The following is a 14688-nucleotide window of genomic DNA, read 5'->3' on the forward strand; positions in this document are numbered from 1 at the left end:
TCCAGTCTGTAAAGGATACACCATGAGCCGACCACCTGAGTTAAAACGCACACTGAAAAACCGACATTTACAATTGATTGCTATTGGTGGCGCAATCGGTACCGGTCTGTTTATGGGTTCAGGTCGTACGATCAGCCTGGCCGGACCATCTGTGTTGTTTACCTATGTCATCATCGGCGCATTTCTGTTTTTTGTAATGCGTGCCATGGGTGAATTATTGCTGCATAATCTGCATTACAAATCTTTTGTTGATTTCACTACTGATATCCTGAATCCGACTGTAGGCTATTATGTCGGCTGGTCATACTGGTTTTGCTGGGTAGTGATTGGTATGGCAGATATCGTAGCGATTACCGGCTATACTCAATTCTGGTGGCCAAAAGTGCCATTATGGCTGCCCGGCATTATCTGCATTGCCATCCTGCTGGCGCTGAATCTGTTATCGGTCAAACTCTTCGGCGAACTGGAATTCTGGTTTGCCCTGATTAAAATTCTGGCGATTCTCGCGCTTATCGGCTGTGGCGGCTATTTATTACTAACCGGCTTTACCAGCCCCAGCGGCATTCAGGCTAAAATCAGCAACTTATGGTCTTACGGCGGTTGGATGCCTCATGGCTGGTCAGGTTTTTTTGCCGCGTTTCAGATTGCCATCTTTGCTTTTGTCGGCATTGAGCTGGTTGGTACAGCTTCAGCCGAAACAGATGATCCAAATACTACCCTGCCGGCTGCCATTAATAAAATACCGGTGCGTGTCATTATTTTCTACGTACTGGCACTAACCATTATTATGACGGTTACCCCGTGGAATATGGTCGCCCCCGACCGCAGCCCGTTTGTCAATATGTTTACCCTGATTGGCATCAGTGCTGCGGCCACTATTATTAATTTTGTTGTACTCACCTCTGCACTGTCCTCCGCCAACAGCGGTATGTATTCTACCGGCCGTATGCTGTACGGCCTGTCGAAAAACGGCGTTGGCCCGAAAGCTTTTGCACGGCTGTCCGCCAGCGGGGTACCGCAAAACGGTCTGTTATATTCCTGTGCTCTGCTGCTGATTGGTGTTGGTCTGCTTTATGCAGAAGGCGACGTGATGAAAGTATTCACGATTGTCACCACCGTATCCAGTATTTGCTTTATTTTTGTATGGGCAGTCATTCTGATTGCCTATCTGCGCTATCGCCGGCTTTATCCTGAAGCGCATGCGCGCTCAGTTTACAAAATGCCTCTGGGTATACCCATGTGTTATGCCTGCCTGATATTTTTTGTTTTTGTCCTATACCTGTTCAGTCAGGATAAAGATACGCTTACCGGTCTGATCGCCACACCAGTGTGGTTTATTCTGCTGACCATGTTCCTGCCTTTGTATCGTCAGCAACTGAAAAAACGCATTACCTATACCGATACAGACCATCTGAATCATTAATACCCAAAAATCTGTCCTGTTTAATTACTATCTGCATCAATTAAACAGGACAGAATCAATAAAAGACCTAAAGCGTATATACGCTTTAGGTCTTTTATTGAATACTAATCTTAATCCGCTTGCTGCTCTTCAATTTTAAATGCTATTGGAAGAATTTTCCTTATCCAGCAGCTGTTATGTAATAACCGCTAAGCCATTTCACACATGCTTAGTATTCAATAACAAATGAAAACATAGTTAAGCATAGTGCCAGAACGGCTGTCCGACCTGAGGTGTAGAGGCCTGTGCATTGTCTCGCGGTACTACCGGCTCCGCTTCATAAGCCATTCTTCCCGCATTAATAGCCAGTGCAAAGGCTTCTGCCATCTTCACCGGCGAGCCACTACGTGAAACCGCGGTATTCAGCAATACCCCGTCAAAACCCCACTCCATTACTTTTGCCGCATGCGAAGGTAAGCCTAGCCCTGCATCAACAAGCAAAGGAATATCCGGTAAGCGTTCACGCAGGACATGCAAAGCATATTCATGTACCGGTCCCAGACCGGTACCAATCGGTGCAGCCCATGGCATCAGTGCCTGACAACCGGCATCCAGCAAGCGACGGCAGGCAATCAAATCTTCAGTACAATATGGAAGTACCTTGAAACCCTCTTTGATCAGGATTTCGGCTGCACGCACCAGCTGAAATACATCCGGCTGCAAGGTATCATCATCACCAATCAGTTCAAGCTTGATCCAGTCTGTCTCAAATACCTCGCGAGCCATCTGCGCAGTTGTTACCGCCTCATCTACACTCAGACAACCGGCAGTATTAGGAAGAATCGGTACAGCCAGCTCCTGCAACAATCCCCATAAACCCTGCCCATGCTCTGCCGAAGTTGCGCTCTGACGGCGTAAAGCAACCGTAATCATAGCCGGCTGCGCTTTCCTTACTGCCGTACGCAGTACTTCGAGTGTGGGATAAGCAGCAGTGCCTAACAACAAACGACTATTAAACTCTTCATCATAAAGTTGTAAAGCCATATTCACTTCCCCCGTTAACATAAAAAATAAAAATCTTCCAACTACAAGCTATAAAGGCAAACTGCACAAAGTATTTATACTTTATAACAAAAACAATAACTTTTCACTTATTTTCACTTAAAACGACATTTGTTATTATTACCCGGTGCATATACATCTAATTATCATAATTAACATTTTTATTTTAAATATCAAAGCACCGCACACATAGCTTTTATCATGATAGGAAACAAAAACCCTGTGTAATAAATGTCATGGTAAATATCAGTCCTAATAAATGAAAACGTTTGCAGCTTCTCTTTCTGCCGGCATGGTTACGACAATTCAATTTATCCTAGCCATCAAGCAAAAAATTTCAGAAATATCTAAGAAAACAAATAAATTCTTAATTGCCACAAACAGCCGGAAAACAGCAACTACAGCCATTCATATCAATTTACCATAACAATACAATTCTGAAATTATTGACAATAATTTTCCTAGTCTATACTATAATTAATAAATAGTAAGGTCGCTAACTAATTTATAGAATTAACCGTATGCAACTTGAAAACCGTTATTTATCCTTTTGTAACGTTCTGGAAAAAGAAAAAATTGTAGATCTGGATAAAATTAAGACATGCTTTACTCTATTATCCGTTGCAAACACTATTGATATTGAATGCGCCAAACGTCTGCAGCAATTTCATTTATCCGAAAGCAGGCTGATTATTTTAGTATTGTTAAAAGAATACCCGGAGCTGTCATTACAAGAAATTGCTAAATTATTAGGCATAACCAAAGCATCAACAACAACACTAATCAGCTCATTAGTTAATGAAAAACTGATTTCAAAAAGAACTGCCAGTCAGGATAAAAGAATTTCCCTCGTCTCATTAACTGATACCGGCACTAAACTGGTTAAAGAAATTCTGCATCAGCACAGCCAGTGGATAGAAAAAATAACCCAAAATTTATCTGCTGAAGAATTAACGATATTTAAAAAAATTCTGCAACAAATTCATCAAAACGTTTCACAACAGGAAAGTCATAATGAAAATAATTGAAGAGCTAAAATCAATACAGCAAGATATGTTTACCCAGTTACCTGCAGAAGTATTGAATGTGATGGGAAATTCATTATCAGAAATGCTTACGCAGAATTTAGATTGCCATGCCATAAAAAGCGGAGATACCGCACCAGATTTTTCTCTGGTAGCGACAAATAATCAAAAAATCGAACTCTATAAATTGCTGGAGACAAAACCAGTCATTCTCAGTTTTTTCCGGGGCAGCTGGTGCCCGTTCTGTGTTAAAGAATTAGAACACTTTAACAAAAATCTGAAATTAATTCTCAATACTCAAGATGTTCACTTTATCGCTATTTCTCCGCAAAAACCTGATATCAGCGCTCAATTAATACAGGAATACAATATTAATCTGACTATTTTATCTGATACGGGTAATCAGATAGCTAAACAGTACGGTCTGGTATTTACCCTACCAGAGGATGTCAGAAATTTATACAAAAATTTAGGTGCAAATCTGCCGGATTTTAATGGCGATGACAGTTATCAGCTGCCCATACCAGCCACTTATATTATCGGTCAGGATAAAAAAGTTATCTTTTCCTATATCAATGTCAATTACATGGAAAGAGCTGACACTTCGGAACTAATCAAAGTACTGAAAAAAGACTAAGCCTGCCATCATCATGATTTCATCCATCACAAAGCGCCAAAGCCAGCAGGCTGAAGTGCTTAACATAATGCCCGTGCATGTCTGTATCATCAGGAATAGCGGCTAAATAATATTTTCCCGATTGTTACAGATATACACGGGCATCGTATCCGGTCTTAAGCATATAAGCCGGTACATCATGCATAAATCAGATGAGTTTTACTGAAACTCCGGATCCGGTTTTTCGGTCAGGCGATTACGCAGATCGCGGCGGAAGATTTCAATTGTCCACATCCACAATAGCGTACCAACAAGTTCGGAAAGCAATTCATCAAACGGCAAATTCCATGGTGCCGGAGATAAATTCAGCACCGGCAGCATAATACCGTGAAACAGAATAGTTACACCAATACCAAAAGCCAGACCTTGCCATAATTTAACTTTAGGAAAAATTTCAGCAGCCATACAGTAAATAATAGCCCATACAATTGAAAACAGAATATGTATGGTACTACCACCCCAGTTCACTACCTGATCTGAATAGGTGTAAACCATGCTGTGAATATCAATACCCATATCCTGAATCATCTGAATAGGCGGTGCTATACGATCCGGGGTTCGTGGCGGCATTATTCCTTCCGTACCTGATTTCACAAAAGCAGAAACCAGACCGCCCATAATTCCGGCAAAAAAGGCTACACCGTAATTGCGACTGGATGGTTGTGTACGAGTAAACAGATTAGACATAATTATTTCCTCTTAATGTAATAATGATTACTGTTTTTTTCTATTAATTAACCCAAAATTGGGGTCGCAAGTGTAAATGCATATTTAATGCTAAATCAAGTAAATTTACCCTCCGAATATCTCTCCAGCAGAGCATAAATAACTGTTTAAAAATCTGAATAGCTGTTTAATCAGCAATATACTGATTTTGTATACCAGAAAATCCATATACCCCTCATCGAATTTTCACTGCTCAAATCACCAATTCATTTATAGATAAACAAAGTAAATTATTCTTCCCGGCAGGTATAAACCGGCTGTTGCCAGATAAGCAAAAACCCTGTATCAAACAGGGTTTTCAAAATAAAACATAACTACCAGCGGGTATTACCCGCCCACTACCGGTCTGACAATATCCACTTTATCCTGCGGCTGCAACTGATAAACAGAATATTGTTTTTTAGATACAAAACAAGTATTTACCGAAACCGCAAATGGTGATTCCGGCATCAGCTGCTCCAATAGATCAGCCACAGTATTACCATTAAAATCAATTACATCATCATTAACACTAATATCCATTAATCTATTTCTCCATTGTCATTTTCCGGTAAAACATCAATATGATAGCGTGCCGGAGCATCCGGAATGGATTGCTGCTGCATTAAGGCCTGTAATACCCGTACTGTCGCAATACTTACTGCCGGCGAAATCATAAAACCGTGCCGGAACAGACCATTTACAGCCACTACATGATTTTGCTTATCATAACGTATTTCCGGGCTTTCGTGATTAAGTGTCGGGCGCAGTTCAGCCATACTTTCCAGAATCCTCGCCTCACCGAATGCCGAATGAACAGTATGCAAAGCAGACATCAGTTCCAGACCGCTGCGCACACTCAGATTACTGTCATCTTCACTTTCAATCTGTGTAGCACCGATAACAAACAACTTATTCTGTTTGGGTGCAATATAAATAGGATAGCGCGGATGCAATATCCGTACCGGACGATTAAGCTCAATATCAGGCGCATAAACCCGCAGCACCTCTCCCCGTACCCCGCGCAGACGGCTATGACCATGGCTATTCCAGTTACTTTTGCCGCCATAGCCGCGGCAATCCAGCGTCCAGTGAGCCAGACCGGCACATTCAGCCAGATCACTGCTCTGCTCCCAGTGACAGCTAACCTGCTTTTGCTCGAGCACATCGGCCAGAGCCAGTAATGTCTGGCGATTATCCAGCTGCCCCTCGGTCGGTAAAAACAATCCCTGCTTAAAACGACCGGCCAGCTGTGGTTCATGCTCACTGATTGCCTGTTTATCCCATATCTGCCAGACGCTGTTATCCTGATGGGCACGCTGCAAGTGATTAGTAAATTGCTTTGCTAAGGCTCGATCCTGCGGATGCCATACAATCAATGAACCATTTTGCTGCATAAATACCGGTGTCGGAAACGAATCCACCCACTGGCGCCAGATGGGCAGACTGGTATAACCCAGTTGTACCACAAGAGGCGTTGCTTCTACTGCCTCAGCTGTAGGTGCCAGCATAGCTGCCGCAGCAAAAGCAGCAGCGCCTTCACCATTACGTTTACCGGCATTAAATAATATTACTTTACAACCCTGCTCTGCCAATAACCAGGCAGTCAGACGTCCCAATAAACCGCCTCCCAGCACTGCAACATCATATTGTTTCATCGTGCACCCATTTTTGTTGACTAGAATCTGTATTCAATTTCAGTCTGCATCCGGTACCATCAGCACCTCATCCAGACAAAATATTACACGGTTTTCATTTAACCGTTCCTTGAATAAAACTATCTTAGCAGGTATAACTTCATATTAATCGTCACAAGTATGCATCATCATGGCCAAGGTTTTTCCGTTACATCCGAAACATCCCGAACGAATCTGCTGGGGTTGTGATAAATATTGTCGTGCTGATGATTTGCAATGTGGTAATGGCTGTATCCGTATTCCGCATCCCTGCGAAGATTTCGGCGAGCAATGGTATCTGGACGGAGACTGGTCTGGTTTGCTTTCAGAAGCACAGCGCGCACAGATCGCCGCCGCCGGTAAACCCTCTTTACCGGAAGAAAAACCACATAAACCGCATATCAAACTGGCGTTAAAAAAGTAAGCTGTCCCTAATGTAACAGCAAATACACTTCCCTGTCAGAACCCATGTCGCAAAAAAACAATTTCTTTAATCCAGCTCATAAATTTGAAACACAGCAGCATGTGGTGCACATCATGCTAAGTTAATTCAGCATGAACCGAACTGACCATTAAACTAAATTTATGATTAAAAATCATATTGATATATTTGAAAACTAGATAAAAGATTGAAAACAGACCGGAAAAATTACCATCGCTATCTATATTACAGAAAATAGTGGCTGTGCAATACACAATAGAATGATTCCGAATGACGATATTACAGTATAAAAACTGTATTCTGGTAAAATTCCAAACCTGTATATATTATATTTATTTAAAATGGTTGATTCTTTCAGATAAACCAATACCTGAAACAATATTGCAAATAGTGACTAGCAGCAGGCAGCAACCAAGCCGGCAGGTGCGCACAGAAATGGTTCTTAGTTCAAAATAACAGCAGATAAAAATAAAACGCCTGCAAATATCTGCAGGCGAGTATTTAATACCGTAATATTTCCTCTATCTTTAAATTATGCCTCTGTATTCTTGGCTTTTTTCAGATCATCGTCTGTGTAATAGACTGTAATTTATGAATTCAATTTTGACAATAGTTTGTAAATATATAGCACCAAAAGACAACAATCTACCTTTTTATAACTAAAATTAGAAATAATATTTCTCAAAAGAATAGATTTATTAAAAGTTATTACCAAAAATGAAAAACAGACAAATGATATTACTATCATCTGCCTGTTGTATAACAAAATTACAATGCCTGCGGGCTTGTAATATCTTGCCTAGTTCATCTGTACTGCCTGAATTGCCGTCAGTGCAATGGTATACACAATATCTTCAATCAAGGCACCACGTGACAAATCATTTACCGGTTTATTCAGACCCTGCAACATCGGACCGACACTCAGTACATGTGCACTGCGCTGTACTGCTTTGTATGTAGTGTTACCCGTATTCAGATCAGGGAATACAAATACAGTTGCCTGACCGGCTACTTTGCTGTCCGGTGCTTTCTGTTTGCCCACACTTGGTACGCTGGCAGCATCATATTGTAAAGGACCGTCAATATGTAAATCAGGACGTTTTTGCTGTGCCAGTTTGGTCGCTGCGGTAACAGTTTCAACATCAGGACCACTGCCGGATGAGCCAGTAGAATATGAAATCATTGCTACTTTGGGTTCAATACCGAATGCTTTAGCAGAATCGGCAGACTGAATAGCAATATCAGCCAGCTGTTCGGCTGTAGGATTCGGATTAACAGCACAGTCACCATATACCAGAACCTGATCCGGCATCAGCATAAAGAATACACTGGATACCAGACTGGCCCCCGGCGCAGTTTTAATCAGCTGCAAAGCCGGACGAATAGTATTGGCTGTTGTATGTACAGCACCGGATACCAGACCGTCTACATCACCGGTAGCCAGCATCATTGTGCCCAGAACTACCGTATCCTGTAACTGTTCAGCAGCCTGTTCCGATGTCAGACCCTTGCTCTTTCTCAGTTCTACCATTGGAGCAATATAACGTTCACGGATACTGTCAGGATCAATAATTTCCAGAGATGCAGGCAAAGTGATGCCTTTAGCCTGAGCCACTGCTTCCACTTCTGCTTTTTTGGCCAGCAGCACACAACGGGCGATACCTTTATTTTCACAAATTGCAGCCGCAGCAATAGTACGAGGTTCATTGCCTTCAGGCAGAACAATGCGTTTATTCGCCGCACGGGCACGTGCCATCATCTGATAGCGAAACGCTGCTGGTGCCAGATGTGTTGCTACAGGTTTCGCCAGTTCGCTACCCAGCACGTCTGCATTTAATTGTGCCGCTACCGCTTTAGCAGCTTCCAGTGCCTGTGCAACCTGTACATCTGCCGGTACAGTAACCAGACCGATACATTCCAGCTGCTTACCATGTTTAGCCAGTTCAGCCTGAACATCCGCCGCAAAACCGGCAGACGGTACATTCTGTGCATCCGCAGTTAAAATAAATCCACTGATTTCAGTATGTCCGTGTGCATAATCATGCAAAGTCAGTTTTAATTGCGCAGCCACCGCCGCTGCTGTCTGACCGGCCACTGCTGCTACCAGAATTACCCGGGCATTCAGTGCAGCCGCAATTTTCACATTCTGTGCCGGCAGATATGTACGGCCTGCTTCAGGTATTGCACCTTCAATAACAACCACATCGTGTTTAATTTCGTCCATCTCGTGGAAAGCAGCAACAAATTCTTCTACTACATCATCTGCCTGTCCCTGATATACACGTTCATCCAGGTTGCTCAGCGACTGCGGTACCGGTAATTTCTGATTCAAGACAGCCTGTACAAGTTCAGATGTATTATCCTTAGCCACATCTTCAGCAATTGGTTTAAAGTACAAAGGCACATGGCCTGTTTGTACAAATACCTGCGCCACGCCCAAACCTACAGCAGTTATATTTGTCTGAGTTCCTGTCGGCACCAGCAAAAATTGTGACATAAACATCCCTTTCATTTAAATTACACTAGCAGCAAATACTGCACTTATCTTATCGCTAACGATTATAATTTACTTCGCTGCGCTATATTATAAGTTACATCAACTTTTGCATGAAAAAACATAAGCCAGCCGGATATCACAGCCTGTTACCAATTTTTAAGCAATGAGCAGCATAATCATTACCAGCATAGTACCGTTAATTTCTATTATTAAAATGTCATATTAAACATTAGCTTAAACTAAAGAGAATCATCCATATCTGTAAAATGGATTTTCAGCTAATAAAAATTTATCAATAACACTGCATAGATGCCTATTGTTGCTATCGCTGAGTTCCTTCGCTGATATTTATTTTATATCGCTGATTTCGTATTTCTGTACTTTCTGTTTTTTGTGTACGCTTTTGATAGGTTCTATCCATGCATCATTTATGTACATCACTTTCAGAGCATGATTATGACAAACTATTAATCATTTATTTCTGATTTAACTTTTAGCAGGATACTCATGATGAAAAAACTCTCCTTATATACCATTGTTTTTGCTTGTCTTGCTTTATGTACTTTATATTTATACGGAAGGAGTAATATGGTCAGCTCAACAACCGGAGCAACTGCATCTAAAACATCAGCAGATAATACTGCCGGATTAACCACCGTAGCAGCTTCTTTTGATGCGCCCACAGGCATTGCTTTTGATAGCTCAGATGCCATGTATGTTACCAACTGGTCTGGCAATTCAATCACTAAAATAACCGCCAACGGTGAGCGTAAAACTATTTATTCCAATATTTCCTCTCCTGCCGGTATTGTAATTGATGCAAAAGATAATATTTACGTATCATCATACAGCGATGATTATATTCTCAAAATAACTGCTGACGGCAAAGCTGAAAAAATTTCTGATGGCTACCATACCCCGACAGGTATTGCTTTTTCCAATTCGGGAAAATTACTGATTACCAACCGTTCCACCGGAGAAATTGTGGCTCTTGATTTAAATAACGGTCGCAAAGAAATTATTGCACGCGGCCTATCCACACCCGTTGGAGTAACACAGTTACCCGATAACAGTCTGGTAGTTTCCCAGTATAGCGGCCGCCTGACCCTAATCAGCCCGGATGGTCAGCAAACAGAGCTGGGTAAAGATTTCACCCGGCCGGGAGTAGGTATTGTCACCGTTTCGCCGAATATGGTTGCCGTGATTGATAATGGCGCTGATATGGTTCGCACAGTTGATATTAAAACCCGCACAGTACGTAAATTAGTTACCTCTTTACCGGGGGCAGTAGCGTTGGCTTTACATCATAATCGCTACTACATAGGTACATGGCAGGATGGTACTGTTTATGCTTTTAATCCTAAATAGTTCAAACTAGACATTAGTTTCAATAAACTGTTCAAACCAGTTTCTAAAACAAAACCTGAATGGCTTTATTAGCCATTCAGGTTTTGTTCTTACATAAGTATCTTTTAATCATCAGATACCGATCCGGAAATTTCCTGATCACAAAATTGTTACGTATGTATTTCCAGTTGTCTGATAATTAAAAATAGTTTTTAAACAACTATAGATTTGCCAATGCTCTGCTCATTTCAGTAAAGTCTCCGCGCATCTGATACCACAGATTACTACGTGCCTCACTAAACTGCTCTTCACGACTAAGCAATGTACCTTCTGTAAATGCTGTGTATTTTCTGGGAACATGTCCGTCAAACCAGTAATAAGTTTGCGATGAAGTACTTTTTCCTCTATAGCTGCGGTTTAATTCATATAGTCCGCTAGTATGCACTTCAGCATTCATCACCGCTTCATTAATCGTCTTCACACTATATTGTTTGAAATAAAAATCTTCATAAACAGATTGCTCAACCATATTACCATTTTCATCAGCTACCTTTTTTGTACCCACTTTCAGATTTTCATATTTATCATTGGTCTCAATATTATCCTTATACTGCTGAAAATGACCGCGGGTCATATTTACATCAATCACCAGATTAGCCGATCCAGGGCTGTTTACAAAGCTGACATAGCTTGCCTGGAGTATGGAACGTATCTGGTAGGCCAGATAGTCATTTCCACGGATAAATATCTGTACCTGTCCTTTTTGTTCATATACACCTGCCTGTCTGGTAGAATCTTTATAGGTGTTACCATAAGGACTATACACATCACTGGCCGCACGGAACAAAGCCGCTGCCTGCCGGTATTCACTCAGTAGTCTTGCTTTGCGCACAATACCCTGCGCTTCCTGATAGTGACTTTCCGCTTCAGCAGTACGCCATTTTTTTTCATAAATAGCAGCTAATTTGGCACTGTCCTTATAATTGCCCAAAGGCAGATAAACATCATGAGCTTTGCGAAAATTATTCGCTGCCTCTTTATAATTTTTGTCTCTAACATTAGCCTGTGCTTCAGTGTAATATTCCTGAGCAGCAGTTTTATAATACATGTTCTGATTATCATCAGCGCGTTTTTTAATATCCTTATAATTAAAATACTCATAGCCCTGACGGTATAATTTAGCCTTGCGCAAATAATCTGCACTGTTTGAAGCTACAATTTCATTAGCCTGCTGATAAAACTGTATAGCTAGAGATTCTTTCAGACCATCTACTGTATACAGACTTAAATATTTTTCAATATAAGTGCTGTAACTTTTATCTGCCAGCTCAGTTTTCATCGCCAGTAACAGCTGATAGCTTTTAATCCGTAAGTCATAATCAGAAACGGCAGCCTGTTTAATATTTTTTTGCGCCATTTCCACTAAACCGCTAACAGTAACCTGCAAATACAGAATATCCTTGTCCTTCCATGGCTTATTTTTTTGCTCAAGCTTCTTAGCCTTAGCGTTGAAATTATTAGCCAGAACTTTCACTCCGCCTACATAATCGCCGGTTTTGAACTTGTCCTCTGGTTTAACCGGTAATGTACAGCTTGCCAGCAACAGACATAAAAAAACCAGTAGAATTTTTTTCATTTATCGATCTCCAGAGGCGCGAAAACAGGCGCATGATTAAATACAAAAGGCGCATATTAACACCCGTTAACAAAACGGACAAATGCCTTTACTTTTATCCTGATTTCATTCTGTGCATAACATCATCCCACCGTCGCAATTTCGGTATATCTACCTGAATGATTTATAATTAAGTTAAAATAGAAACTGCAAACAGCATTAAAACATTTAAACTGATAATATATTGCCGTAGCTGTATCAGCTAAAGACAACAGATAATGCTATTTAAGAAAAGAAACCCATATTACAATCCGGCTAAAAGTCATCATACACCTTATGGTTTCTGCAATCTGGAACCTACAGTCATCAAACCCCTGGAAGTCTATCGCTGGAACTGGGAAAGGCATATCCATCATCTGCCTAAACCACCGCAAAACGGATATGAGCATTTTGCACGCGACTGGTATCAGAAACCGGACTTTACACTGAGCGGCAACCGGCTGTGGTGGATCAGCCATGCCACACTGCTCATACGTTTACAGCAATGTACCATTATTACCGATCCGGTATTTTCACAGCGGGTATCACCAGTAACATTTGCCGGCCCCAAACGCCGTACTCAGCCTGCAGCCAGTATTGCCCAACTGCCTTCAGTGGATGTTATCGCACTGTCACACAACCATTACGATCATCTGGATAAGGCAAGTATCCGCCAGTTAGCCGAACGTTTTCCGTCCATCACTGCCGTTGTTCCCCTAGGTTTGAAAAATAAACTGGAACGTATGGGCGTACGTAATGTCATTGAACTGGACTGGTGGGAACAGGTGACGATTAAAGATATCCGATTTCATGCTGTACCGGCACATCACTGGAGCCAGCGCGGCATTTTCGACCGTAATCATACTCTGTGGTGTGGCTGGATAATGCAGACAGCCGCGGGAAGTACTACCTATTTCAGCGGAGATACCGGTTTCAGCGAGATTATGTTCCGGCAGATTGCCGAGCGATTTGCCCCAATAGACATGGCTGCAATCCAGACAGGAGCTTATGCACCCCGCTGGTTTATGCATAATCAGCACATAGATCCTTATCAGGCAGTAACAATTTTTCAAATACTACAATGCCGTCAGGCAGTTGGCATGCACTGGGGTGCATTTGAACTGGCAGATGAACCCATAGATGAACCACCACAGCTATTAGCTCAGGCCTGTGCACAACAGCAGCTGGACAACAGCCGTTTTGAAAGTATCAAAATGGGAGCCAGCCGTCCCATTCCTGATTAAATTAAACAATAATAAGAAATTTCATACCCAGCAATCGTTCCGAACAGAACTCACAGATTGCAAAATAAAAAATATTATCTTTAATTTTATTTAAATTTCAGTCTGCTACACCTGAAATACTGACTGACCAATTGATTGCCGTAGTAATCAGTGCAACTTTATAAATATACATGCAAAAATAGTATGCTTTCTTAATTTGAACAAATGAATACTGATAAAAACTATCGCATTAAAAATTCTATTTAAGCTAAACCACTTTTATTTATTTTTATTTTCACACCTGATTACGCAAATCATTCATCATGCGACTAAACTCTTCCCGGTAGGCAGGGGCAACATAAGGTCGTAACAAAGTCAGAGTCTGGTGAGTACCACGAAATTTAGAAGCTTCAGTCAGTTTGCGTTCATACAAAGCACTGTCATAATCACACCAGTATTTGGTTATCAGCCAAATATTCACCGCCATTTCCTTGCGGGCAACTTCGTCTGTTTGTATAAAACCAATATCAGTCAGTTGCTGCAAGAGATTTTGCAGTAGCGGTGATACACGAACCCGGGTGAAATTATTGTGTTCACCCAATAATTCGGCACTGCGTGAAAGCATTGCATTTAAATCACTGAATAAAAAACGGTATTGCCACATTACATCATAAACACCAAGCATATAGTTCTTAATCGCTTCTGTGTCCTGTGGCGGACTGACCTGCTGCAGATAACACAGCAATTTCTCACTGTAGCGCTTGAATAACTGCATAATAATTTCATCTTTATTACGAAAATGATAATAAAGATTGCCCGGACTGATGCCCAGAAAAGAAGCAATATGATTAGTACTGATGTTGCGTTCACCCTCTTCATTAAACAGTTTCAGACTGGCATCAATAATGCGGTTATACGTATTGGGGCGTGATTCTTTCACCATATTAATTTCTTTCTGATTATGCAGTTTATCACCGAG

General features: G+C 41.4%; 14 protein-coding genes. 7 read left to right on the forward strand and 7 right to left on the reverse strand.

Annotated features, from left to right (window positions below):
• Window positions 1-22 precede the first annotated feature (22 nt).
• Window positions 23-1423, forward strand: a complete 1401-nt coding sequence (locus tag GYY70_RS10655; protein ID WP_174832353.1) for an amino acid permease — start codon at window positions 23-25, stop codon at window positions 1421-1423.
• Between the two features lie 237 nt (window positions 1424-1660).
• On the opposite strand, the gene GYY70_RS10660 is transcribed toward GYY70_RS10655, so the two are convergent.
• Complete coding sequence (locus GYY70_RS10660) at window positions 1661-2446, reverse strand: thiazole synthase (protein WP_084548216.1); 786 nt, start codon at window positions 2444-2446, stop codon at window positions 1661-1663.
• A 277-nt stretch (window positions 2447-2723) separates the two neighbouring features.
• Here GYY70_RS10660 and GYY70_RS10665 point away from each other — a divergent pair, with 277 nt between their 5' ends.
• The 3 genes from GYY70_RS10665 (at window position 2724) to GYY70_RS10675 (ending at window position 4126) form a co-directional block, all read left to right on the forward strand.
• Window positions 2724-2891, forward strand: a complete 168-nt coding sequence (locus tag GYY70_RS10665; protein ID WP_174832354.1) for a hypothetical protein — start codon at window positions 2724-2726, stop codon at window positions 2889-2891.
• Window positions 2892-2985: 94 nt separating this feature from the next.
• Window positions 2986-3492 carry a MarR family winged helix-turn-helix transcriptional regulator gene (locus GYY70_RS10670; protein ID WP_174832355.1) on the forward strand — a complete coding sequence of 169 codons (507 nt, stop codon included), beginning with the start codon at window positions 2986-2988 and terminating at the stop codon, window positions 3490-3492.
• Window positions 3479-4126, forward strand: a complete 648-nt coding sequence (locus GYY70_RS10675) for a peroxiredoxin-like family protein (protein ID WP_174832356.1) — start codon at window positions 3479-3481, stop codon at window positions 4124-4126. Before GYY70_RS10670 ends, GYY70_RS10675 begins: the two co-directional genes overlap by 14 nt.
• A 198-nt stretch (window positions 4127-4324) precedes the next feature.
• Here the strand turns inward: GYY70_RS10675 and GYY70_RS10680 are convergent, their stop codons facing one another.
• The 3 genes from GYY70_RS10680 to GYY70_RS10690 form a co-directional block, all read right to left on the reverse strand.
• Entirely contained in the window at window positions 4325-4852 is a 528-nt protein-coding gene (locus GYY70_RS10680; protein WP_172397117.1) for a DUF1440 domain-containing protein, read from the reverse strand.
• 366 nt (window positions 4853-5218) lie between these two features.
• Window positions 5219-5413 (reverse strand): sulfur carrier protein ThiS, encoded by a 195-nt coding sequence (gene thiS, locus GYY70_RS10685; protein WP_037394784.1) that lies wholly within the window; start codon window positions 5411-5413, stop codon window positions 5219-5221.
• Window positions 5413-6528 (reverse strand): FAD-dependent oxidoreductase, encoded by a 1116-nt coding sequence (locus GYY70_RS10690; RefSeq protein WP_174832357.1) that lies wholly within the window; start codon window positions 6526-6528, stop codon window positions 5413-5415. Before GYY70_RS10690 ends, thiS begins: the two co-directional genes overlap by 1 nt.
• Before the next feature lie 169 nt (window positions 6529-6697).
• Between GYY70_RS10690 and GYY70_RS10695 the strand changes: the two genes are divergently transcribed.
• Window positions 6698-6970 (forward strand): DUF3079 domain-containing protein, encoded by a 273-nt coding sequence (locus tag GYY70_RS10695; protein ID WP_025331601.1) that lies wholly within the window; start codon window positions 6698-6700, stop codon window positions 6968-6970.
• Between the two features lie 817 nt (window positions 6971-7787).
• Here the strand turns inward: GYY70_RS10695 and pta are convergent.
• Window positions 7788-9485 (reverse strand): phosphate acetyltransferase, encoded by a 1698-nt coding sequence (gene pta, locus GYY70_RS10700; protein ID WP_174832358.1) that lies wholly within the window; start codon window positions 9483-9485, stop codon window positions 7788-7790.
• Window positions 9486-9992: 507 nt separating this feature from the next.
• On the opposite strand from pta, the gene GYY70_RS10705 reads away from it, so the two are divergent.
• Window positions 9993-10853, forward strand: coding sequence for a serine/threonine protein kinase (locus tag GYY70_RS10705; protein ID WP_143555298.1), 861 nt, complete (start codon window positions 9993-9995; stop codon window positions 10851-10853).
• A gap of 199 nt (window positions 10854-11052) precedes the next feature.
• Here GYY70_RS10705 and GYY70_RS10710 read toward each other — a convergent pair whose 3' ends face one another.
• Complete coding sequence (locus tag GYY70_RS10710; protein ID WP_174832359.1) at window positions 11053-12468, reverse strand: hypothetical protein; 1416 nt, start codon at window positions 12466-12468, stop codon at window positions 11053-11055.
• A gap of 257 nt (window positions 12469-12725) precedes the next feature.
• On the opposite strand from GYY70_RS10710, the gene GYY70_RS10715 reads away from it, so the two are divergent.
• Window positions 12726-13730 carry an MBL fold metallo-hydrolase gene (locus tag GYY70_RS10715; protein WP_078475508.1) on the forward strand — a complete coding sequence of 335 codons (1005 nt, stop codon included), beginning with the start codon at window positions 12726-12728 and terminating at the stop codon, window positions 13728-13730.
• Window positions 13731-14004: 274 nt separating this feature from the next.
• On the opposite strand, the gene GYY70_RS10720 is transcribed toward GYY70_RS10715, so the two are convergent.
• On the reverse strand, window positions 14005-14658 hold the full coding sequence (locus tag GYY70_RS10720) for a TetR/AcrR family transcriptional regulator (protein ID WP_096765862.1): 654 nt from the start codon (window positions 14656-14658) through the stop codon (window positions 14005-14007).
• Window positions 14659-14688 lie beyond the last annotated feature (30 nt).

Origin of the sequence: Snodgrassella sp. ESL0324, assembly GCF_013344955.1 — a bacterium.
In the GTDB taxonomy this organism is placed as follows: domain Bacteria; phylum Pseudomonadota; class Gammaproteobacteria; order Burkholderiales; family Neisseriaceae; genus Snodgrassella; species Snodgrassella alvi.

Excerpts from the sequence above, each read along its gene's own strand:
- GYY70_RS10660 (WP_084548216.1), bottom strand. The coding sequence starts at position 2,446 with ATGGCTTTACAACTTTATGATGAAGAGTTTAATAGTCGTTTGTTGTTA.
- GYY70_RS10680 (WP_172397117.1), bottom strand. The coding sequence starts at position 4,852 with ATGTCTAATCTGTTTACTCGTACACAACCATCCAGTCGCAATTACGGT.
- pta (WP_174832358.1), bottom strand. The coding sequence starts at position 9,485 with ATGTCACAATTTTTGCTGGTGCCGACAGGAACTCAGACAAATATAACT.
- thiS (WP_037394784.1), bottom strand. The coding sequence starts at position 5,413 with ATGGATATTAGTGTTAATGATGATGTAATTGATTTTAATGGTAATACT.
- GYY70_RS10655 (WP_174832353.1), top strand. The coding sequence starts at position 23 with ATGAGCCGACCACCTGAGTTAAAACGCACACTGAAAAACCGACATTTA.
- GYY70_RS10690 (WP_174832357.1), bottom strand. The coding sequence starts at position 6,528 with ATGAAACAATATGATGTTGCAGTGCTGGGAGGCGGTTTATTGGGACGT.
- GYY70_RS10675 (WP_174832356.1), top strand. The coding sequence starts at position 3,479 with ATGAAAATAATTGAAGAGCTAAAATCAATACAGCAAGATATGTTTACC.
- GYY70_RS10695 (WP_025331601.1), top strand. The coding sequence starts at position 6,698 with ATGGCCAAGGTTTTTCCGTTACATCCGAAACATCCCGAACGAATCTGC.
- GYY70_RS10715 (WP_078475508.1), top strand. The coding sequence starts at position 12,726 with ATGCTATTTAAGAAAAGAAACCCATATTACAATCCGGCTAAAAGTCAT.
- GYY70_RS10665 (WP_174832354.1), top strand. The coding sequence starts at position 2,724 with ATGAAAACGTTTGCAGCTTCTCTTTCTGCCGGCATGGTTACGACAATT.
- GYY70_RS10710 (WP_174832359.1), bottom strand. The coding sequence starts at position 12,468 with ATGAAAAAAATTCTACTGGTTTTTTTATGTCTGTTGCTGGCAAGCTGT.
- GYY70_RS10705 (WP_143555298.1), top strand. The coding sequence starts at position 9,993 with ATGATGAAAAAACTCTCCTTATATACCATTGTTTTTGCTTGTCTTGCT.
- GYY70_RS10670 (WP_174832355.1), top strand. The coding sequence starts at position 2,986 with ATGCAACTTGAAAACCGTTATTTATCCTTTTGTAACGTTCTGGAAAAA.